This window comes from Pseudomonas sp. P4795 (assembly GCF_048822895.1).
GTDB lineage: Bacteria > Pseudomonadota > Gammaproteobacteria > Pseudomonadales > Pseudomonadaceae > Aquipseudomonas.
The window spans coordinates 412,386-431,788 of sequence record NZ_JBMFBT010000006.1 but is presented as its reverse complement, the minus strand read 5'-3'; the positions used below and the strand labels follow the sequence as shown (position 1 = coordinate 431,788).

The window sequence follows — 19,403 nt, the reverse complement described above, 5'->3', positions numbered from 1 at the left end:
CGGCCTATTAGCTGACTTGCGCAGTCGGGTCTAGCCTTACAAGTCCGAAGTCGGCACGAGCCGGCCGCAAAGACCTGATAAGGACCCGAACATGGCAAACGAATCGAAATGCCCGTTCAATCACGCTGCCGGCGGTGGCACGACCAATCGTGATTGGTGGCCGAATCAACTGAATCTGAAAATCCTCAGTCAGCACGCGCCGCAGTCCGACCCGCTGGGCAAGGACTTCGACTACGCCAAGGCGTTTCAGAGTCTGGATTTCCAAGCGTTGAAACGCGATCTGACGGCGCTGATGACTGACTCTCAGGATTGGTGGCCCGCCGACTTCGGCCACTACGGCCCACTGTTCATTCGCATGGCCTGGCACAGCGCCGGGACCTACCGCACCGCTGACGGTCGCGGCGGTGCCGGTTCCGGTCAGCAACGCTTCGCCCCGCTCAATAGCTGGCCAGACAACGTCAGCCTCGACAAGGCCCGGCGCCTGCTGTGGCCGATCAAGCAAAAGTATGGGCGCAACATTTCCTGGGCTGACCTGATCGTCCTCACCGGTAACGTTGCGCTCGAATCCATGGGCTTCAAGACCTTCGGTTTTTCTGGCGGTCGTGCGGACGTCTGGGAGCCGGATGAAGACGTTTACTGGGGTTCGGAAAACAAATGGCTCGGTGGTGATACCCGCTACGGCAAAGAACAACAGCTTATGCAGGAACCCGGTGACGGCACGCTGGTCGCCGAACCGGATCTACACGGCAACGAAGAAAGCCGCACCAATCAAGGCGAACGCAATCTGGAAAACCCGCTCGCCGCAGTGCAGATGGGCCTGATCTACGTGAACCCTGAAGGTCCGGAGGGCAATCCCGATCCAGTCGCCTCGGCCAAGGACATTCGCGAAACCTTCGGCCGCATGGCGATGAACGACGAGGAAACCGTGGCGCTGATCGCTGGCGGTCACGCCTTCGGCAAAACCCATGGCGCCGGCCCTGCCGACAACGTCGGACCGGAACCGGAAGCTGCAGACCTCGAACAACAAGGTTTGGGCTGGAAAAACAGTTTCGGCACCGGCAAGGGTGCCGACACCATCACCAGTGGTCTGGAAGTCACCTGGACCACCACGCCGACCCAGTGGAGCAACAACTACCTGGAAAACCTGTTCGGCTTCGACTGGGAACTGACCAAAAGCCCGGCCGGTGCTCATCAGTGGACACCAAAGAACGGCGCCGGGGCCGGCACCATTCCACATGCCCACGACCCGAACAAACGCCTGAATCCGACCATGCTCACGTCCGATCTGGCGTTGCGTTTCGACCCGGCTTACGAGCAGATTTCCCGGCGCTTTCTGGCCAATCCCGATCAATTGGCGGACGCCTTCGCCCGCGCCTGGTACAAACTCATTCACCGTGACATGGGGCCGCTCGCACGTTACCTCGGCCCGGAACTGCCCGACGAAGAATTGCTGTGGCAGGACCCGATTCCAGAGGTCACTCATGCATTAGTGAGCGATGCCGAAGTCGCCGAGCTGAAAAGCAAAGTGCTTGCCTCTGGCTTGTCCGTTTCAGAGCTTGTTTCCACCGCGTGGGCAGCAGCCTCGACGTTCCGAGGTTCGGACAAACGCGGCGGGGCCAATGGTGGACGCCTGCGTCTGGCGCCGCAGAAGTTCTGGCAAGCCAATCAGCCGGAGCAACTGACCAAAGTGCTGGGCACGCTTGAAGGTATTCAGAGCGAGTTCAATGGTGGGTCATCCGGCAAGCAAATCTCGCTGGCGGATCTGATCGTGCTGGCGGGTAACGCCGGGGTCGAACAGGCCGCGAAGAATGCCGGGCATACTCTGACGGTGCCCTTCTCGCCCGGCCGCGCAGATGCGACTCAGGAGCAAACCGACGTCGAGTCTTTCGGGTTCCTCGAACCGCACACCGATGGCTTCCGCAACTTCGCCCGCAGCAAATATCGCGTCCCGGCCGAAGCGCTGCTGATCGACAAGGCGCAACTGCTGACCCTTTCGGCGCCGGAGTTGACCGTGTTGATTGGCGGTTTGCGGGTTTTGGACACCAATGTCGGCCAAACGAAACACGGTGTTTTCACCGACCGTCCCGGCACTTTGACCAATGACTTTTTCAAAAATCTGTTGGACATGGGGGTGGAGTGGAAACCCACCTCGCAAAGTGCGGACGAGTTTGAAGGGCGGGATCGCAAGAACGGCAATGTGAAGTGGACGGCGACCCGAGTGGACCTGGTGTTTGGGTCTAACGCGATATTGCGTGCGGTGGCTGAGGTGTATGCGAGTGAGGATGCGAAAGAGCAGTTCGTGCAGGACTTTGTGAAGGCCTGGGCGAAGGTGATGAACCTGGATCGGTTCGATCTGAAGTAAGGGTAAATGCAAAAACCTGTGGGAGCGGGCTTGCCCGCGATGGCGGCGGCAAATTCAACATTAATGTTGACTGATGCACCGCTATCGCTGGCAAGCCAGCTCCCACAGGGATTGTTGTGAAATCAGCTTAAGCGAGGCTTTTGCTTACTACCTCATATACGTCACTGGACAGCTGCCCCGACGCCAGAATCCGCTCCAACTCTCCTTTCATCAACCCCTGACGAGCAGCGTCATACTTGCGCCAGCGCGTCAGCGGCGCCAATTGCCGCGAAGCAATCTGCGGGTTGAATCCGTTCAACTCGATCACCAGATCGGCGAGGAAGCGATACCCCGAACCATCCGCCGCGTGGAAGTTGATCAGATTCTGCCCGGCAAAGGCGCCGACCAGCGCGCGTACCTTGTTCGGGTTCTTGATGGTGAACGCCGGATGTTGCATCAGCGCCTTCACCCGCTCCAGACCGCCCGGCAACGTGCTGCCGGCCTGCACGCTGAACCACTGATCCATGACCAGCGGATTGTCCTTGAACTGCTCGGCGAAACTCGCCAGTGCCGCAGCCTTCTGTTCCTCGAACGGCGAGTTGACCAACACCGCCAACGCCGTCAGGCGTTCGGTCATGTTGTCGGCGGTTTCGAACTGTTCCAGCGTCGCCGCCAGCACTTCCGGTTTGCCGCTGAGCATCAGGTACGACAGCGCAATGTTCTGCAACGCGCGGCGAGCGAAGTGCTCGGCCTCGGCCACGTACGGGGTTTTCTTCGACAGATCGCGATTGGCCTGATAACGCAGCCACAGCGCCTCGAACAAGCCTTCGGACAATTGCTTACGGGCAAATTCACGGGCGATATGGATCGCGTCGACGTCAGCCGTTTCGCTGATTTCAGTCAGATACGCCTCGCCTGGAAGCGAGAGCATTTCCGCGACCATTGCCTGGTCTAACGATTCGTCGGACAGCACGCTGCGCAGCGCCGAAACCAGGCGCGGATCAAGGGCCAGCGTCTCGCCCTTCTGCTGCTGGGCAATCAGCTCTTGCAGCACTTGCACCGACAGTTGCTGACCGGCATCCCAGCGGTTGAAACCGTCGCTGTCGTGCTGCATCAGGAACATCAACTGATCACGGTTGTACGGGAAGCTGAGTTTCACCGGTGCCGAGAAACCACGCAGCAACGACGGCAGCGGTTGTTCAGCGATGTCGACGAAAGTGAAAGTCTGTTCGGCTTCGGTCACCGAAATAACCCGCGAAGTACCCTGAGCGCTGGCTTCACCGGTCAGACGCAAGGCAATCGCCGCGCCTTTCGAGTCAAGCAGGCCCAATTCCACTGGGATTACGAACGGCAGTTTCTCAACCTTGTCCGGAGTTTCCGGGCAGCTCTGGCGGAAGGTCAGGCTATAGGTTTTCGCAGCCGCGTCGTAAGACTCGCTGACCGCCAGACGCGGCGTACCGGCCTGGCTGTACCAGCGCTTGAACTGGGTCAGGTCAACGCCATTGGCGTCTTCCATAGCCTTGATAAAGTCGTCGCAAGTTACCGCTTGGCCGTCGTGACGTTCGAAGTACAGATCGCTGCCCTTACGGAAGCCTTCGGCGCCGAGCAAGGTGTGGATCATGCCGACCACTTCCGAGCCTTTTTCGTACACGGTCAGGGTGTAGAAGTTGGAGATCTCGATGAAGCTGTCCGGGCGCACGGCGTGGGCCATCGGGCCGGCATCTTCGGCGAACTGGTGGGTACGCAGGTAGGCAACGTCCTGAATGCGCTTGACCGTGGCCGAGTTCATGTCGGCGGAGAAGCCCGCGTCACGGTAAACGGTGAAGCCTTCCTTGAGCGACAGCTGGAACCAGTCGCGGCAGGTCACGCGGTTGCCCGACCAGTTGTGGAAATATTCGTGGGCAACGATCGCTTCGACCCGCTGGTGCGCGGCATCGGTAGCGGTTTCGGCGCGCGCGAGTACGGCGCTGGAGTTGAAGATGTTGAGGCCCTTGTTCTCCATCGCGCCCATGTTGAAGTCATTCACGGCGACGATCATGAAGATGTCCAGATCGTATTCGCGACCGTAGACCTCTTCGTCCCAGCGCATCGACTTCTTCAGGCTGGTCATGGCGTGCTGGCACTTGTCGATGTTTTCCGGCTCGACGTAAATGCGCAGCGCCACGTTGCGCTCGGACATGGTGGTGAAACTGTCTTCAACGCACCACAAGTCACCGGCCACCAGCGCAAACAGGTACGCCGGTTTCATGAACGGATCTTCCCAGGTCGCCCAGTGCCGGCCGTCTTCGCCGGGACCTGAGGCAATCGGGTTGCCGTTGGACAACAGCACCGGGTAGCGGTGTTGCTCGGCGACCACGGTGGTGGTGAATTTGCTCATCACGTCCGGGCGGTCGAGGTAATAGGTGATCTTGCGGAAACCTTCGGCCTCGCACTGGGTGCAGAACATCGTGCCGGACTTGTACAGGCCTTCCAGCGCGGTGTTGGTTTCCGGGTGGATCTTGACGCTGGTATCGACCGTGAAGCTTTCGCTGGTCGGGTGCAGGGTCAGGTGGTCTTCGCTGAGCTGATAGTCGCTTTCGGACAGCGCTTTGTCGGCCACCGTGACCGACAGCAGTTCCAGCTGCTGGCCATCCAGTACCAGCGGCGGCAGGCCCGGGCCACGTGCCGGGTTGCGGCGCATCACCAGTTGCGCGTGGACCAGGCTGTGGTCCTCGAACAACTCGAAGGTCAGGTGCGTTTCGTCGATCAGGTACTCGGGCGCCTGATAGTCCTTCAGGTAAATCATCTTCGGTTGTTCGGTGCGCATGCTGGAATCCTTATTGATGCACGGCGAGCTGATAGGCCGTGTACTTGCGAATGTTGATCACGCCGGTGTCGAAGATCAGGTACTGGCCCTTGATCCCCAGCAGCGTGCCTTCGGCAATCGGGTTCTTGTCCAGGTTGAAGCTGACGATCTTGGCCGGGTACTGCTCGACCGGGTAGCGGATTTCCAGCGGTTCGACATCGGCAATCGTCTGAATCGCCTGCAAACCGAAACGTTCCTGCAAACCCTGCAAGCCTTCGGCACAGCTCTCGAACAACTGATCACGCACCTGCGCCAGATCCACCGCCACCGCATCGCCCTTGAGCAGTGCACGCCAGTTGGTCTTGTCGGCCACCTGGCTGCGGAACAGGTCTTCGACGAAGCCTGATTGCTGGCGCGTGGAGACGCGCATGATCGGCAATGCCTGACTGGCGCCCTGATCGATCCAGCGGGTGGGCAATTGCGTGGCACGGGTGATGCCAACCTTGATCCCCGACGAATTCGCCAGGTACACCACGTGGTCGGTCATGCAGAACTGCTCGCCCCACGCCGGATCACGGCAAGTGCCAGCATCAAAGTGGCAGCGCTCCGGGCTCATGATGCACAGGTCGCACTGGGCCAGTTTGGTCATGCACGGGTAGCAATAACCCTGGCTGAAACTGGTTTTGGTCTTGCGCCCGCAATGCGAGCAGTGGATCGCTCCGAGGAACTCCAGACGCAGCGATTTGCCGATCAACGGGTTGACCGGCACCTCGACGTCATCCAGACGAAACGCGTATTGCACGTTCGGCCCGTCGAGGCGCGCCGACATTTTGCTGATTGCACCGCGGCCAATCTCGATCAATGGATGGCGTCCGACTTGAACAGGATATTCGGCACTTCGATCGATTTCGACGAGCATTCCTGCGGACCCATGTAACCGGTGCGCTGGTCTTCAGGCAGGTTGTCGATTTCCCAGGCGATCATCGCCTGCAACGACAGTTCGCGCTGTTCGGCGGTGAGCTTGCCACCGTCCGCCCATTTGCCGATTTCCACCGCCAGTTTCAGGCTCTGGTAGATATCGGGGGTGATGTTTTTGATCAATTCGGCAAAAGACGACATGTTGAACACTCTCCAAAAAATGTCGCTAGTTTAACGGCGCTGATGCGCCAGCACAGTGCCGGGCATCAGGTCAGCGAGCGGAGCGACGGGCGTAACGCCTGCCGTCCTAGAACTCTCTTGAAAGTTTTACCTGGGTCAGTTCCTTCTCCATCGCGCGCTTGAAAATCTGCGGCGCGGTAAAGGTATAGAGGACGAAACCCAGCCAGAGCCAGTCGATCACCTCGGCAGCACCGGGATAACCCTGCGCCGTGACCGTGATCACCGTGACGCGATACACCACGAACATGGCCAGCAACAAGATGATCGCGCGCGTGGTGCTGCGCTCGGTCAGCCAACTGTTGAAGCGCCACCAGAAGCCCATGAACAGGTTGCTGCGCGCCTTGACCGCAGTCAGCAGGCTCAGGGCCGATACGTTGTTGGCGTTTTCCTGCAAGGCCCAGATCGCATGCTCGCGCGCGCCATTGACGTCGCCCTCACGCAGACGCAAACGACCGAGCACGATCACCGCTGCGGCATGCCCCGGATCGGCCTGCAACGCTTGACGGGCGAAGCCTTCGGCCTGCTCCCAGTGTCCGCAGGCCAAATGGTATTCGGCCATGGCCACCAGGTTGGCGGCGGCATCCGGCTCCAGCTCGAGCGCTTTTTCCAGCAACGGCTGACTCTGGCTCAAGCGACCGGTGAGCTGGAACAGATCGGCGAGGCTGCGGTAATAGCGCGGGTCGGTGGGTTCCATGTCGAGCAATTGCAGCAAATGCTGCTCGGCAATCTTGAACTGACGCGAGGCCATGGCGGTGTGCGCGGCGGCGTAATGCGCCAGCGGCAACGCAGGGTCCATCGCCAGTGCCAGCGACGCCTCATGCCGCGCCGCGTGCAGACGACGCATGTTCATCAGGCACAGCGCCAGCAGCGCGTGCGCCTCCGAGCACTCGGGATCATCCGCCAATAACTGGCGAAGGCTATCGATGGCGCCGTCGAAATGCCCGGAATCCAGACGCTGATAAGCGACTTGTAACAGATGCGAAGTGTTCATCAGCTCACCACCAGATACCAAAGGGTTGCAGGCACCAGTTTGACCACGAAGCCCTTGAGCACGAACGCGCCACCCAGCGCCACCAGCGGCGCGAAGCGATTCAATACGCCGCCGTAATACTGATACAGCTCGATGGTCGCGTTTTGCAGGGTGAACAGCACATAGCCAATGGTCAGTTTCCACACCACCAGCACCAGCAAGGCGTATTGAATCTGCGCCTGAGTGCTCAGATAGCCGTTGTTCAACAGACTGATCAGCGCCAGGCCGATCAGCAGGCTGCCAACCGCGCCGACGCCGACCCAGATCCATTCGCGCACGCGCGTCGGGCTGCCCACCGCAATCGAGTTCAGCACGAACCACGGCAAGCCCAGCCACGCCCCGCCCATCATCAGTGCCAGCAACGGCCAGAACGGCGACACGGCAAATCGCGCCAGGCCACCCGGGCGCGGTTCGTCTTCAATCCGGTAAAAATTCTGGCTGGCCATCAGCGTCCCTTGCCATGTTTGTCGAGAAAGGCCAGTACTTCGTCGTACTGATTGCCTTCGTTGGCATAGCGCGCGTAGTTGCGCGCCGTGGTCAGCCACTCCAGCGTAGTCGGGCGCACTTCTTTCAAAGCCTGCTTGAAATGCCGGTCACAGATCGGCTGCTCGGAGCCTTCATTGATCGATTCTTCGATGGCTTCGTCTGCGGCGGTTTCCACCAGCTCGCCGAGGTCGGCCCCGGAGAATCCCGAAGTATGTTTGGCGAGAAACGCGAAATCGATATCCGCCGCCAGCGGCCGGCCCTTGACCATCATTTGCAGCATGTTTTCCCGCGCAGGACGATCCGGTGGCGGCACGAACAGCACGCGGTCAAAGCGACCGGGACGACGGAACGCCGAATCCACCGACCACGGCACGTTGGTCGCGGCGAGGATCAGCACGCCATGGTTGTTTTTCGCAAAGCCGTCCATTTCCGACAGGAACGTGCTGACCAGTTTCGACGACGTCGACTCGCGGGTGTTGGAGCGTTTGCCGCCGAGCGCCTCGACTTCATCGAAGAACATCACCGCCGGCGCCTGCGCCCGCGCCTGTTCGAACAACGCATGCAACTTGCGCTCGGATTCGCCGATGTACATGTCCAGCACGTCGGAAATCGCGATGTTGAAGAACTTGGCGTTGCACTCGCCGGCCGTGGCCCGCGCCAGCAAAGTCTTGCCGCAACCCGGCGGGCCGTACAGCAGCACGCCGCCGCCGACACGCTTGCGAAAGCGTTCGAACAGACCGGGTTTCTGATACGGCAGGATGATCTTTTTGTGGATGGTCTTTTTCAGATCCTCCAGACCACCGATATCGCTGAAGGTGACCGTTTTATCTTCCGGCACCAGCAGACGGCGGACTTCGGTCTGGTCGGTGTCGTCGTTGGAGATCACCCGCAACTTCGGACGGCCCTCGCCGCCCGCAAAGTCCACCACCGACACGTTGAGCCGGCGCCACAGCACCATGTCCTCAAGTGACGGATTGGCGTCGATGGCCGCGCGGTATTCAACCTGAGCCTCCTTCAGCCGTTCTAGATCGGCCAGCGCCCGCGCGCGCAACAGGCGCAACGCCGGGTCATCGCCAACCGCGACGTCCAGCGCCTTCTGCGCCTGTCCGGCGGCCAGATACAGCTGGGACGCGACGGGTTTCAGCGCGTCGGCATCCGTTAATTGCCGCAGGTCTTCGGGGATCAGCTTGAGCCCGCGCGCATGGTCACCACGCTCGAGGCACGCCTTGAGCAGCAAGGTGATCAGCGCAACGTTTCCCGGCGAGGCCAGCAGAGCGGCCTCCAGTTGATCCAGCGTCGTGTCATCCATGGTGAATCCTTGTGACAGCCAGTTGCAGATTGAACAAATTGAACGTCCGGCCCGGGGTCATCGCAGCACCTCCGGCCGCTCGACATCGACCCAGACAAATTTCTGCGGATCGAGGCGGGTTTCCTGATCCAGACGATAGGCCACGAGTTTGCCGTAAAGCACTGCGCTGTAATCCAGACAGGCGAGGTTCGGGCGGATCGGCGCCGGTTTGCCGCTGCGCCAGTAATGGCCGACGAACAGCAAAGGCTGGTCTTCGCCGTAGCGCAGCAGGTTGTTTTTTTCACTTGAGGTCAGTGGCTTTTGTGCGACCGGTTCCGGCAAAGCGTCGGGCTGGAACACGATGTCGCCGTAGGTTTGCGGGTCGTCTTCCCAGAATTTGGTGCGGAAGAACGAACGCACCAGACCGTCGCCGCTGGTCATGGTCAGGCCATCCGGCAGGGGCATGTCGGTGCCGCGCAACAGCCGATCGAACACAGTGCAGGCAAAACTGCCGGGCACGGCCGAGGCCTGGAGGAAGTGTTCGTCGATGCAGCCATCCGGGAACAAGGCGCGCAATGGCTCGATCAGGCCGGCATCCCAGCAAGCGTGGACCACGCGGAAACGCCCGGCATCGACGAACAGCGGCAGCTCGTAGAACCACTGTTGAAAGTCATGCCAGTCGCCGGGATGGTCTTCGAATTGGGTCAGGGTTTCGTGCAGCAGGCGTGCATGCCGTGGCGTGTGTTCACGGACGAACTGCTTGCCGCTGCCCGGCAGTGCCGGCGTGCTCCAGCCGAGCGCGTTGAATTCATGGTTGCCCATGATGCACAGCGCCTGACCGGCCGCGACCATGTCGTGGACGATGTGCAGTGCTTCGCGAATGCGCGGGCCGCGGTCGATGATGTCGCCGACAAACACCGCCATGCGCGACGGGTGCCGCCAGACGCCAGCCTGTTTGTGATAACCGAGGCGGTCGAGCAAGTGCTCAAGGGTCAGAGCGCAACCGTGCACGTCACCGATCAGATCGTAACTACGCGCGGGATCGAGCATCACTCGCCTCCACCGCCCAAGCGGCTGCCCCAACCGAGCTTGGTGCGGCACACTTCGTAATAGTTGTGATCCAGCGGATGGATCAGGCGCAGCTTCTGCGCTTTCTTGCTGACGGTGATGGTGTCGCCCGGCGCGCAGGTGAAATGGTTCTGCCCGTCGCAGGAAACTTGCGGATAAATCTGCATATCTTTGGACACGACGATTTTCAGCTCACTGTTGCCGTCGACCACAATCGGCCGGCTCGACAACATATGGGGATACATCGGCACGATCACAATGGCATCGAGCTTGGGGTGCATGATCGGCCCGCCGGCGGACAGCGCATACGCGGTGGAACCGGTCGGCGTGGCGACGATCAGGCCGTCAGCCTTCTGGCTGCAAACGAACTGGCCATCGATGTACAGCTCGAATTCGATCATCCGCGTCGACTTGCCGGGATGCAGCACCACGTCATTGAGCGCGTCGCCCTGGCCGATGGCCTCGCCGTGCCGGCGCACTTCGGCTTGCAGCAGGAAGCGGTTTTCCACCAGATAATGGCCGTCGAGCACCTTGGCGACTTCGACTTCCAGCTCATCCGGGCGAATATCGGTCAGGAAGCCGAGGCTGCCCCGGTTGATCCCGAGCACTGGAATATTGTGTTTGGCCAGCGCCCGCGCGGCGCCAAGCAGGCTGCCGTCACCGCCAACCACAATGACCATGTCGCAGACTTCGCCGAGCATCTTGCGCGACGAGGTTTGCAGGCCATGCCCAGGCAGGACTTCGGCGATGGTGTCTTCGAGGATCACATGCAGGTGCCGATCGAGCAGAAAGCGTTTCAGTCGGCGGACGGTATCCAGCACCTGCGAACTGCCGAGGCGACCGATGATGCCGATATTACGAAATTGCTCCATGGGGCTCCTGCGGGGTGTCGGGTGCGAAAAGGCCGATTATGGGCGAAAGCCTGCGATAGACAAAATCCTTTCAGCCTCAAGGATGCGCCGGTGTTTGCGGCTATGCTCGCAAGATGATCCTATTTCCCGATTTGCTCCAGTTACCCCACCAGTTGCGCCACCCCGAGGTGCGTGATCTGGCGTGGGTAATCCTCGCCCCGCCGATGCTTGCCATTACGCCGTGGCCGCAGCGGCATCCGCTGGCCGGCAGCGAGTGGGTGGACGATCCCCAGCGTCTGGAGCAGTGGTTACGCGCGCTCGACCGCGACAGTTATGGCCTGCTGCATTGGTTGGCGCAGGCGCGTACGCGGCGGCTGGGCCTGTATTACGAGCGCTTGTGGCAGTTTGCCGTGCAGCATGCGCCGGGCATCGAATTGATCGCCGCAAATCTGCCGATCCGCCGCGAAGGCCACACCCTTGGCGAGCTGGACATGCTGCTGCGCGACCGCGACGGCGTGCATCATCTGGAACTGGCGATCAAGCTCTATCTCGGCCCGCAAAATGGCGACGGGCGTGATTCGGCGCAGTGGCTGGGGCCGGGTTGCCATGACCGGCTGGATCGCAAACTGGCGCACCTGAGTCAGCATCAGTTGCCGATTTCCGCGCGCCCGGAAAGCCGCGAAGTGCTGGCGCGGCTGGATATTGGCGAGTTCAGCGCGCAGCTGTGGCTTGGCGGTTATCTGCTGTATCCGTGGCCCGGTCAGGCTGAATCTCCGAACGGCGCGCATCCGCAGCATTTGCGTGGCAGTTGGTTGCATCAGAAGGACTGGCCGGCGTTCGTTGCGCAACGTCCGGCCGGACGCTGGCAACCCCTGCCCCGCCACGCCTGGCTGGCGCCGGCACATTACCCGGCGGACCAGACCTGGAGCCTTGAACATTTGCAGATGTGGCTGGATGAGCTGGAGCCATTGGCCCCGGCGCAGTTGATGGTGCGCCTGATCAAAAATGTTCAGGGGGAATGGGAAGAGGCCGAGCGCTTGTTTCTGGTCTCCGACCTTTGGCCGAATGTCCCGGGGCAATCCTAAAAGCTCGCAGCCTTCGGCAGCTCCTACTTTGGAATATGCTCCCCTGTAGGAGCTGCCGATGGCTGCGATCTTTTGATCTTGCTGCTACAAAGATAACCGCACAGCCAGAGCCGCCAAAGTCACCAGCAACACCGGCACCGTCAGCACAATCCCGACCTTGAAGTAATACCCCCAGCCAATCTGAATACCCTTGCGCGCCAGCACATGCAGCCAGAGCAACGTCGCCAGACTACCAATCGGCGTAATCTTCGGCCCCAGATCGCTGCCGATCACGTTGGCGTAAATCATCGCTTCCTTGACCACCCCACTGGCCTGACTGGCATCAATCGACAGTAAACCGATCAGCACCGTCGGCATATTGTTCATGATCGAAGACAAAAACGCCGTCAGCACCCCGGTGCCTAGCGCCGCGCCCCAAATGCCGTAACCAGCGAAGACATTCAGCCAACCCGCCAGATAATCCGTCAGCCCCGCATTACGCAGCCCGTAGACAACCAAATACATGCCCAGCGAGAAGATCACGATCTGCCACGGCGCATCCTTCAGCACCTTGCGCGTGGAAATCCTGTGCCCGCGCGCGGCAATCCCCAACAGCAAAGCCGCGCACACTGCAGAAATCGCGCTGATCGGAATGCCCAGCGGCTCCAGCGCAAAACAACCGATCAACAGAATCGCCAGCACCGCCCAACCGGCGTAGAACGTGGCCTTGTCGTGGATCGCGGTGTGTGGCTGTTCAAGTTGCTCAGGGTCGTAAGCCTTGGGAATGTCACGGCGGAAGAACCACAGCAACATGCCCAGCGTCGCCGCCACGCTGACGAAGTTGACCGGCACCATCACTGCCGCATAGCGGTTGAATCCGATGTCAAAGAAGTCGGCCGAAACGATGTTGACCAGGTTCGATACCACCAGCGGCAGGCTGGCGGTATCAGCAATGAAGCCTGCGCCCATGACGAACGCCAAGGTTGCCGCCGGCGAAAAACGCAACGCCAGCAGCATGGAGATCACGATCGGCGTGAGGATCAGCGCCGCGCCGTCATTGGCGAACAGCGCCGAAACCAGCGCGCCGAGCAGCACCATGAATGCAAACAGCTTGCGTCCACTGCCCTTCCCCCAACGCGCCACGTGTAGCGCAGCCCATGCGAAAAATCCGGCTTCGTCGAGCAACAAGCTGATGATGATCAGCGCGACGAAGGTGCCGGTGGCGTTCCAGATGATCTGCCAGACCAGCGGGATATCGCTCAGGTGGACCACGCCAAAAATCAGCGCCAGAATCGCGCCGAATAGCGCACTCCAGCCGACCCCGAGGCCTTTGGGTTGCCAGATGACGAGAGTGATGGTCAGCAGGAAAATCAGTGACGCAGCGAGCATGCAAGACAGCCTTGTTCAACAAAATATTTAGTAGAAGGAATACCTGTGGTGGAGGGACTGTCCCCTCACCACAGGCAATTTCTGGCAAATCATTTTTTGTGTTGTTCGACGAACTGTCCATACGCATCGATGAATTTCTGCAAAAACGGCTTCACCGATTCACTCAGCTTGCCCGCCTCGTCAAACGCCGACCCCGCGCCGCCCAGATAGGCTTCCGGCTGCTGCATGCAGTGCACATCGAGAAACACAAACGACTGGCGCAGATGCTGATTCGCGCCAAAACCACCGATCGCACCCGGCGAAACACTGATCACCGCGCCGGGCTTGCCGCTCCAGCAACTTTTGCCATAAGGCCGTGAACCAACGTCAATCGCATTCTTCAACGGCGCCGGCACGGAACGGTTGTATTCGGGTGTGACAAACAGCACCGCGTCGGATGAAGCCACTTTCTCCCGGAAAGTGCTGTAGGCTGCGGGCGGTGAATCGCCGTCAATGTCCTCGTTGTAGAGTGGCAGATCGCCGATTTCGACAATGCTCAGCTTGAGGTTGGCCGGGGCCAGCTCCGCCAGTGCCAGCGCGACTTTGCGGTTGATCGAGGCTTTGCGCAGACTGCCGACGACTACAGCGACGTTATAGACATTGCTCATGGGAAGACTCTCGACTGCGTGGGAGAAGGCTGTAGTTATAGATGATCCGGCGACGGTTCCACCAGACGACGAGGGTAAATTCCCGCGTCCTGAATATTTTTTTCCTGTAGGAAAACTTACAGCGCTAGATGACGGTCTACCAAGCCGCAAATCAAGTGTTTTATCTCCAGAGGTTTTAAGCAGATGGCAGCAGTACTCGTCGGTCAGTTCCATGCAAGAGATGCGGAAGGCCGCGTTTATTCCGTGCATGAGTTCCAGGAATCCACTCCGTCGGCGGACGGAATCACCGGCACGGAGCCCGTCACCACTTACAAACTGGCCATTGGCGATCGCATCGAGAAACTTGATGACGCTGAATTCAAGCTGGTTCAGTCGGGCATTATCCTGACCCGCGAACCTGAGCCGATTGCCGCCTCATAACTGGCCGTTATGAGCAGAAGTCTTAATCGCAGAGTTGGGGTAGGATTCAGCCACTGACCCCAACTGCTCGGACATGGACTTCACGCATGCGTTTACGTCATATCGAAGTGATTCAGGCGCTGTTGCAGACCGGTCACGTAGGCACTGCCGCCGAATGGCTGCAATTGCCGGTGACTGAAGTCGAAGAGCGACTGCGCGAAGCCGAAAGTCAGTTGGGTTTCATGCTGTTCGCCAGCGTGCGCGGGCGACTGACGGCGACTGCCGAAGCCCGCGCGTTGCAGGCAGAAATCGCGCATGTCTACGAAGCGCTGGAGCCGGTGCAACGCCTGGCCAGCAGCCTCAAGCAATACCTCGCCCCGCCCCTGCGCGTCATCGGCACCCCGCCGCTTACTCAGCAACTGTTGCCGCAAAGCCTGGCCGCCCTGCGTCGGCGCTTGCCGGACGCACCTTGCACTCTGCTCAGCCAACCGACCCGCGATATCGTGCGCAGTCTGTTGTTGCGCGAAAGCGATCTGGGCTTGAGCCTGCATGACCCCGAACATCCCGACATCGATTGCCAGCCGCTGGCCCAAGGCAAGCTGCAATTGCTCGCGCCCCACGGTTGGCTGCAACCGAAGCAGAAGTACATTTCATTGCAGGATCTGGCTGGTCAAGCGCTGGTCGGCCTTGAAGGCCAAGACCCGCTGAGCCCGGCGCTTGAGCACAAACTCCAGGCTTTGCACCCGGCGCCGGTGATCCAGACCCGCGTGCAGACCCATCAGATGATGGGCAGCATGGTCGAGGCCGGCGAAGGGCTGGCCATCGTCGACCCGTTCACCGCGCTTGGCGCGCGGGCCACAGGTCTCGACGTGTGCCCGCTGTCACCGGCGGTGCCGATCAGCCTGTATGCGCTGACCTTCAAGCACGCCGCGCCTTCGCCGGCGATTCAGGCTCTGCTCACCATTATTACGGAACAAGCCGCGGCGATGCTGGCGAGTTGATCGGGTTCTCCAGCGGGTTATCGAACAATCGGTACCAGAACAACGCCACTTCAGCAGTGTTCGGATCAATCCCGCGATAGCGCATGTGGTCAATCCCGCCGATCACATAACCGCTGCGCTCGTATAAACGACAGGCGCCGAGGTTGTTGTTCTGAGTTTCGAGCATGATCCCCGGCAGCTTCTTCTTGCGACTCCAGAACTGCGCCACATCGAGCAACGCCTTGGCCACGCCATGGCGGCGCGCCGGGGCATGCACCGCGAGTTCGTCAATGTGCGCAAAACCGTTCCAGTTGGTGCTGATCACCAGATGGCCGACCGGCTCGTCGTCGAGCCAGGCCATGAAGATCGCGCTGTCAGTAGCATCGCGATAGCTGCTGAACTCCTCGGGATCGATGCCATAGCACTTGCGATACGGCACGATCGGCGTCACCGGCCATTGCTCGACCGGCTTGCCGATCAATGCTTCACCGTAAGCGGCGACTTCAAAACTGAAATCGCTGCCCCAGATATAAGGCGCAAAACCTTCATCGGCAACGCGCACTGACAGGCCCGGGTATTTTGGATTCACGGCAGGTTGCATGCTCGGATAAGTCCTCATTCCTTGACGCAATCGACGGTGTATTGCCGCCCATTGCCCTCATCTTCATGTTGCAGCCCGTGCACATCGGCAACGAAACCGGGAAAACTTGCATCGAACGTGCGGGCAAATTTCAGGTAATCGATGATCGAGCGGGTCGCTTCGGTAAAGCGCTCACCGGGCATGATCAACGGAATACCCGGCGGATACGGTACCAGCATCACGGCGGCCACGCGGCCCTCCAGATCATCAATCGGCACTGCCTCGACTTCGCCGCGCACCAGATGATCGTAGGCATACGCCGGTTTCATGGCGATTTCCGGCAGCACGGTGTACATACGCTTGAGATGTTTGGCGGTGGCGTTGCTGCGGTAGCAGGCATGCAACTGATCGCACAGATCGCGCAAACCCATGCCGCGATAACGCTCGGGGTCTTTCTGGCCTATGCACGGCAAGCAAGTGGCAAGGCTGACGTTGGCGTCGTAGCTGCGCTTGAACTCGAGCAACTCGGTCAAGAGCGTGCTCCACTTGCCCTTGGTGATCCCCATGGAGAACAGCACCAGGAACGAATACAGCCCCGTCTTCTCCACCACCAGCCCGCGCTCCCAAAGAAACTTGCTAACCACAGCTGCGGGAATGCCCTTGTCGCTCAGCGCGCCGCCAGCATTCAGGCCGGGCATGACCAGCGTGACCTTGATCGGATCAAGCAGTACGTAATCGTCGCTGACGTCGCTGAAGCCGTGCCACTCGGCACCGGGTTGCAGCAGCCAGTCTGCGGTCTGTACCCGATCTATGCCCTCGACGCCCAGCGGCTGCCAGATCGAGAACCACCAATCGTCAGCAGCAATGTGCTGACGCAAATTGGCCAACGCGCGGCGAAAGCTCAAAGCTTCATCGAAAGTTTCCTGCAACAGCGAACGCCCGGCCGGGCCTTCCATCATCGCCGAGGCCACGTCCAGCGAGGCGATGATGCTGTATTGCGGCGAGGTGGAGATGTGCATCATGAACGCTTCGTTGAAACGATCGCGATCCAGTTGCCGCGCCCCGCCGTCCTGCACATGAATCATCGAAGCCTGACTGAACGCCGCCAGCAGCTTGTGTGTGGAATGCGTGGTGAACACCAGCGGGCTGTCCGCGCTGCGCGAAGTGGCCATGCCGTAACGCCCGGCAAAAAACTCATGAAACGCCGCGTAGGCGTACCAAGCCTCGTCGAAATGCAGCACTTCGACGCTGTTGCCCAGGCTCTGCTTGATCAGCTCGGCGTTGTAGCACAGGCCGTCATAGGTCGAGTTGGTGATCACCGCCAGTTTGACTCTCGGCTCGCGGCCCTTGGTCAGCGGGCTGGCGTTGATCTTGGCCTGAATCGATTCGCGGCTGAATTCGCTCAGCGGAATCGGGCCGATGATCCCCAGTTCGTTGCGCTCCGGGCACAGATACAGCGGGATTGCGCCGGTCATGATGATCGAGTGCAAAACCGACTTGTGGCAGTTGCGGTCGACCAGGACCAGATCATCTCGCGCCACCATCGAGTGCCAGACGATCTTGTTCGCGGTCGAGGTGCCATTGATCACGAAAAACGTGTGATCAGCGCCGAAATTGCGCGCTGCACGCTCTTCCGCCTCCGCCAAGGGCCCGGTGTGATCGAGCAGCGAGCCGAGTTCCGGCACCGACACCGACAAGTCCGAGCGCAAAGTGTTTTCACCGAAAAACTGGTGGAACGCCTGCCCTACCGGGCTCTTGTGGTACGCCACCCCACCGCCATGCCCCGGCGTGTGCCAGGAATAATTGGAATCGGCCGTATGCTGCACCAGCGCCTTGAAGAACGGCGGCAGCAAGCCATCCAGATACTTGCGTGCGGCCCGCGCCACTTGCCGGGCGAGAAACGGTACGGTGTCTTCGAACAGATAGAGAATGCCGCGCAACTGATTGAGCTCGGCCATCGCATCGGCCGGCGCGTTTTCCAGAGTGACTTGCTCGCCGAGGGCGAAGATCGGCAGATCCGGCGCACGCACCCGCGCCAGGCCGATCAACTCGGCCATGTTCTGCAGCAGGTGAGAGTTGGTGCTGGCGTCTTCGGCGGCGATCAATACGCACGCCAGGCCATGGTGGGTCGACGCGACCAGCCGCCCTTCGGTGTAGTCGGTGGCCGAGACGATGCTGAAGCCTTCCTGCTCCAACTCACGGGCGATGCCACGAATGCGCTCTCCGGCAACCGTGTCAGCCTTGATGTCACGGTGGACGATCAACACCGGAAACTTCAGATCTTTATACATGGGGCTCAGTGTCCTGAGGCGGCGGATGGTGGTCTGCCAATGTCCTCAGGGTAGAGGGTCGCAGCGAATGTCGCGAGTGTGGCCACTTGTCAGCATTATCCAACGCAAAAAAGATCGCAGCCTCGTTGCACTCGACAGCTCCTACAAAGGAATTGGCATTTCACTGTAGGAGCTGTCGAGTGCAACGAGGCTGCGATCTCTTGATCTTCAAGCTTGCGCTTCGGCTTCCAGCAATTGCGTCCACAACGCCGGCGCACCCGCAGACTTGGCAATGATTTCCAACCGCACCAGATGCGCAGCCAGCTCATCTTCAGTCGCGCGAATGATCCGCCCTGGCTGCCGATCTGCCGGCAGACGACGAATCTCGGTAGCCGAGTTATCGCTGCCCTCGCCCGTACCATTACCGTCGGAAGCATTACCCGCCAGCGACAGGCTGGTCTGGCCGCCGGTCATGGTCAGGTAGACGTCGGCGAGAATCTCCGAGTCGAGCAAGGCGCCGTGCAGTTCACGGCCGGAGTTGTCGACGCCATAGCGTTTGCACAACGCATCGAGGCTGTTGCGCTGACCGGGGTGACGTTCCCGGGCCATCATCAGGGTGTCGAGGATCGAGCAATGCCTGGTGATATCGGCGCGATCCTGCTGGCCGATCAACGCGAATTCGTTGTTGATGAAGCCAACGTCGAACGCCGCGTTATGGATGATCAGTTGCGCGCCGTTGATGAACTCGAAAAACTCATCCGCCACTTCGGCAAAACGCGGCTTGCCGACCAGAAACTCGTTGGTGATGCCGTGAACACCGATGGCGCCTTCATCACTTTCGCGATCCGGTTGCAGATATACGTGAAAGTGCCGCCCGGTCAGGCGTCGACCGATCAGCTCGACACAGCCGATCTCGACAATCCGGTGGCCGTCGGTCACCGGCATGCCGGTGGTTTCGGTATCGAGTACAACGGATCTGGTGGCCATCAGTGTTCAGCTCTCAACGGGGTCAATCATGCAAAAGCGGCGATGTTAACACGCTTGCAAGGGTGTTTCAGTCAGACCGT

Annotated in this window: 17 protein-coding genes; 4 read left to right on the top strand and 13 right to left on the bottom strand. The window is 60.2% G+C overall.

Annotation, left to right across the window (positions count from 1 at the left end):
* Nucleotides 1–91: 91 nt before the first annotated feature.
* Nucleotides 92–2,362, top strand: a complete 2,271-nt coding sequence (gene katG, locus ACOI8A_RS20025; RefSeq protein WP_420648859.1) for a catalase/peroxidase HPI — start codon at nt 92–94, stop codon at nt 2,360–2,362.
* A gap of 127 nt (nt 2,363–2,489) precedes the next feature.
* On the opposite strand, the gene pepN is transcribed toward katG, so the two are convergent.
* The 8 genes from pepN to ACOI8A_RS19985 all read right to left on the bottom strand — a co-directional run bounded on the left by pepN (nt 2,490) and on the right by ACOI8A_RS19985 (nt 11,028).
* Nucleotides 2,490–5,147: an aminopeptidase N gene (gene pepN, locus ACOI8A_RS20020; RefSeq protein ID WP_420648860.1), complete on the bottom strand. Its 2,658-nt coding sequence runs from the start codon at nt 5,145–5,147 to the stop codon at nt 2,490–2,492.
* Between the two features lie 10 nt (nt 5,148–5,157).
* Nucleotides 5,158–5,988 (bottom strand): DUF2797 domain-containing protein, encoded by an 831-nt coding sequence (locus ACOI8A_RS20015; protein ID WP_420648861.1) that lies wholly within the window; start codon nt 5,986–5,988, stop codon nt 5,158–5,160.
* Entirely contained in the window at nt 5,985–6,245 is a 261-nt protein-coding gene (locus ACOI8A_RS20010) for a YeaC family protein (protein WP_420648862.1), read from the bottom strand. Before ACOI8A_RS20010 ends, ACOI8A_RS20015 begins: the two co-directional genes overlap by 4 nt.
* 106 nt (nt 6,246–6,351) lie before the next feature.
* The gene (locus ACOI8A_RS20005; protein WP_420648863.1) at nt 6,352–7,275 is read right to left on the bottom strand and encodes a tetratricopeptide repeat protein; all 924 of its coding nucleotides are present in this window, start codon (nt 7,273–7,275) and stop codon (nt 6,352–6,354) included.
* Entirely contained in the window at nt 7,275–7,760 is a 486-nt protein-coding gene (locus ACOI8A_RS20000) for a hypothetical protein (protein ID WP_420648864.1), read from the bottom strand. The genes ACOI8A_RS20005 and ACOI8A_RS20000 overlap by 1 nt, the downstream gene beginning before the upstream one ends.
* A complete protein-coding gene (locus tag ACOI8A_RS19995; RefSeq protein ID WP_420648865.1) occupies nt 7,760–9,109 on the bottom strand; it encodes an ATP-binding protein in 1,350 nt (449 codons plus the stop codon). The genes ACOI8A_RS20000 and ACOI8A_RS19995 overlap by 1 nt, the downstream gene beginning before the upstream one ends.
* Nucleotides 9,110–9,166: 57 nt before the next feature.
* On the bottom strand, nt 9,167–10,138 hold the full coding sequence (locus ACOI8A_RS19990) for a metallophosphoesterase (RefSeq protein WP_420648866.1): 972 nt from the start codon (nt 10,136–10,138) through the stop codon (nt 9,167–9,169).
* Nucleotides 10,138–11,028: an NAD(+) kinase gene (locus ACOI8A_RS19985; protein WP_085733063.1), complete on the bottom strand. Its 891-nt coding sequence runs from the start codon at nt 11,026–11,028 to the stop codon at nt 10,138–10,140. Before ACOI8A_RS19985 ends, ACOI8A_RS19990 begins: the two co-directional genes overlap by 1 nt.
* A 113-nt stretch (nt 11,029–11,141) precedes the next feature.
* Here ACOI8A_RS19985 and ACOI8A_RS19980 point away from each other — a divergent pair, with 113 nt between their 5' ends.
* Entirely contained in the window at nt 11,142–12,092 is a 951-nt protein-coding gene (locus ACOI8A_RS19980; protein WP_420648867.1) for a DUF1853 family protein, read from the top strand.
* A gap of 84 nt (nt 12,093–12,176) precedes the next feature.
* On the opposite strand, the gene ACOI8A_RS19975 is transcribed toward ACOI8A_RS19980, so the two are convergent.
* Together ACOI8A_RS19975 and ACOI8A_RS19970 are read right to left on the bottom strand one after the other, a co-directional pair.
* Entirely contained in the window at nt 12,177–13,460 is a 1,284-nt protein-coding gene (locus ACOI8A_RS19975) for an arsenic transporter (RefSeq protein ID WP_420648868.1), read from the bottom strand.
* Nucleotides 13,461–13,549: 89 nt separating this feature from the next.
* Nucleotides 13,550–14,107 (bottom strand): NADPH-dependent FMN reductase, encoded by a 558-nt coding sequence (locus tag ACOI8A_RS19970; protein WP_420648869.1) that lies wholly within the window; start codon nt 14,105–14,107, stop codon nt 13,550–13,552.
* 183 nt (nt 14,108–14,290) lie between these two features.
* On the opposite strand from ACOI8A_RS19970, the gene ACOI8A_RS19965 reads away from it, so the two are divergent.
* Nucleotides 14,291–14,527, top strand: a complete 237-nt coding sequence (locus ACOI8A_RS19965; protein WP_420648870.1) for a hypothetical protein — start codon at nt 14,291–14,293, stop codon at nt 14,525–14,527.
* 86 nt (nt 14,528–14,613) lie between these two features.
* Nucleotides 14,614–15,507 (top strand): LysR family transcriptional regulator, encoded by an 894-nt coding sequence (locus ACOI8A_RS19960; RefSeq protein ID WP_420648871.1) that lies wholly within the window; start codon nt 14,614–14,616, stop codon nt 15,505–15,507.
* Here the strand turns inward: ACOI8A_RS19960 and ACOI8A_RS19955 are convergent.
* From ACOI8A_RS19955 to dnaQ, 3 genes are all read right to left on the bottom strand, one after another.
* Nucleotides 15,473–16,087: a GNAT family N-acetyltransferase gene (locus tag ACOI8A_RS19955; protein WP_420648872.1), complete on the bottom strand. Its 615-nt coding sequence runs from the start codon at nt 16,085–16,087 to the stop codon at nt 15,473–15,475. The two genes, ACOI8A_RS19960 and ACOI8A_RS19955, sit on opposite strands and share 35 nt — an antisense overlap.
* Before the next feature lie 14 nt (nt 16,088–16,101).
* Nucleotides 16,102–18,357 (bottom strand): Orn/Lys/Arg decarboxylase N-terminal domain-containing protein, encoded by a 2,256-nt coding sequence (locus ACOI8A_RS19950; RefSeq protein ID WP_420648873.1) that lies wholly within the window; start codon nt 18,355–18,357, stop codon nt 16,102–16,104.
* Between the two features lie 207 nt (nt 18,358–18,564).
* Entirely contained in the window at nt 18,565–19,323 is a 759-nt protein-coding gene (gene dnaQ / locus ACOI8A_RS19945) for a DNA polymerase III subunit epsilon (protein ID WP_420648874.1), read from the bottom strand.
* Nucleotides 19,324–19,403: the final 80 nt, after the last annotated feature.

Bases quoted from the DNA above. Each gene is read 5' to 3' on its own strand.
- katG (WP_420648859.1), top strand. From the start codon at position 92: ATGGCAAACGAATCGAAATGCCCGTTCAATCACGCTGCCGGCGGTGGC.
- pepN (WP_420648860.1), bottom strand. From the start codon at position 5,147: ATGCGCACCGAACAACCGAAGATGATTTACCTGAAGGACTATCAGGCG.
- ACOI8A_RS20010 (WP_420648862.1), bottom strand. From the start codon at position 6,245: ATGTCGTCTTTTGCCGAATTGATCAAAAACATCACCCCCGATATCTAC.
- ACOI8A_RS20005 (WP_420648863.1), bottom strand. From the start codon at position 7,275: ATGAACACTTCGCATCTGTTACAAGTCGCTTATCAGCGTCTGGATTCC.
- ACOI8A_RS20000 (WP_420648864.1), bottom strand. From the start codon at position 7,760: ATGGCCAGCCAGAATTTTTACCGGATTGAAGACGAACCGCGCCCGGGT.
- ACOI8A_RS19995 (WP_420648865.1), bottom strand. From the start codon at position 9,109: ATGGATGACACGACGCTGGATCAACTGGAGGCCGCTCTGCTGGCCTCG.
- ACOI8A_RS19990 (WP_420648866.1), bottom strand. From the start codon at position 10,138: ATGCTCGATCCCGCGCGTAGTTACGATCTGATCGGTGACGTGCACGGT.
- ACOI8A_RS19985 (WP_085733063.1), bottom strand. From the start codon at position 11,028: ATGGAGCAATTTCGTAATATCGGCATCATCGGTCGCCTCGGCAGTTCG.
- ACOI8A_RS19980 (WP_420648867.1), top strand. From the start codon at position 11,142: ATGATCCTATTTCCCGATTTGCTCCAGTTACCCCACCAGTTGCGCCAC.
- ACOI8A_RS19975 (WP_420648868.1), bottom strand. From the start codon at position 13,460: ATGCTCGCTGCGTCACTGATTTTCCTGCTGACCATCACTCTCGTCATC.
- ACOI8A_RS19970 (WP_420648869.1), bottom strand. From the start codon at position 14,107: ATGAGCAATGTCTATAACGTCGCTGTAGTCGTCGGCAGTCTGCGCAAA.
- ACOI8A_RS19965 (WP_420648870.1), top strand. From the start codon at position 14,291: ATGGCAGCAGTACTCGTCGGTCAGTTCCATGCAAGAGATGCGGAAGGC.
- ACOI8A_RS19960 (WP_420648871.1), top strand. From the start codon at position 14,614: ATGCGTTTACGTCATATCGAAGTGATTCAGGCGCTGTTGCAGACCGGT.
- ACOI8A_RS19955 (WP_420648872.1), bottom strand. From the start codon at position 16,087: ATGCAACCTGCCGTGAATCCAAAATACCCGGGCCTGTCAGTGCGCGTT.
- ACOI8A_RS19950 (WP_420648873.1), bottom strand. From the start codon at position 18,357: ATGTATAAAGATCTGAAGTTTCCGGTGTTGATCGTCCACCGTGACATC.
- dnaQ (WP_420648874.1), bottom strand. From the start codon at position 19,323: ATGGCCACCAGATCCGTTGTACTCGATACCGAAACCACCGGCATGCCG.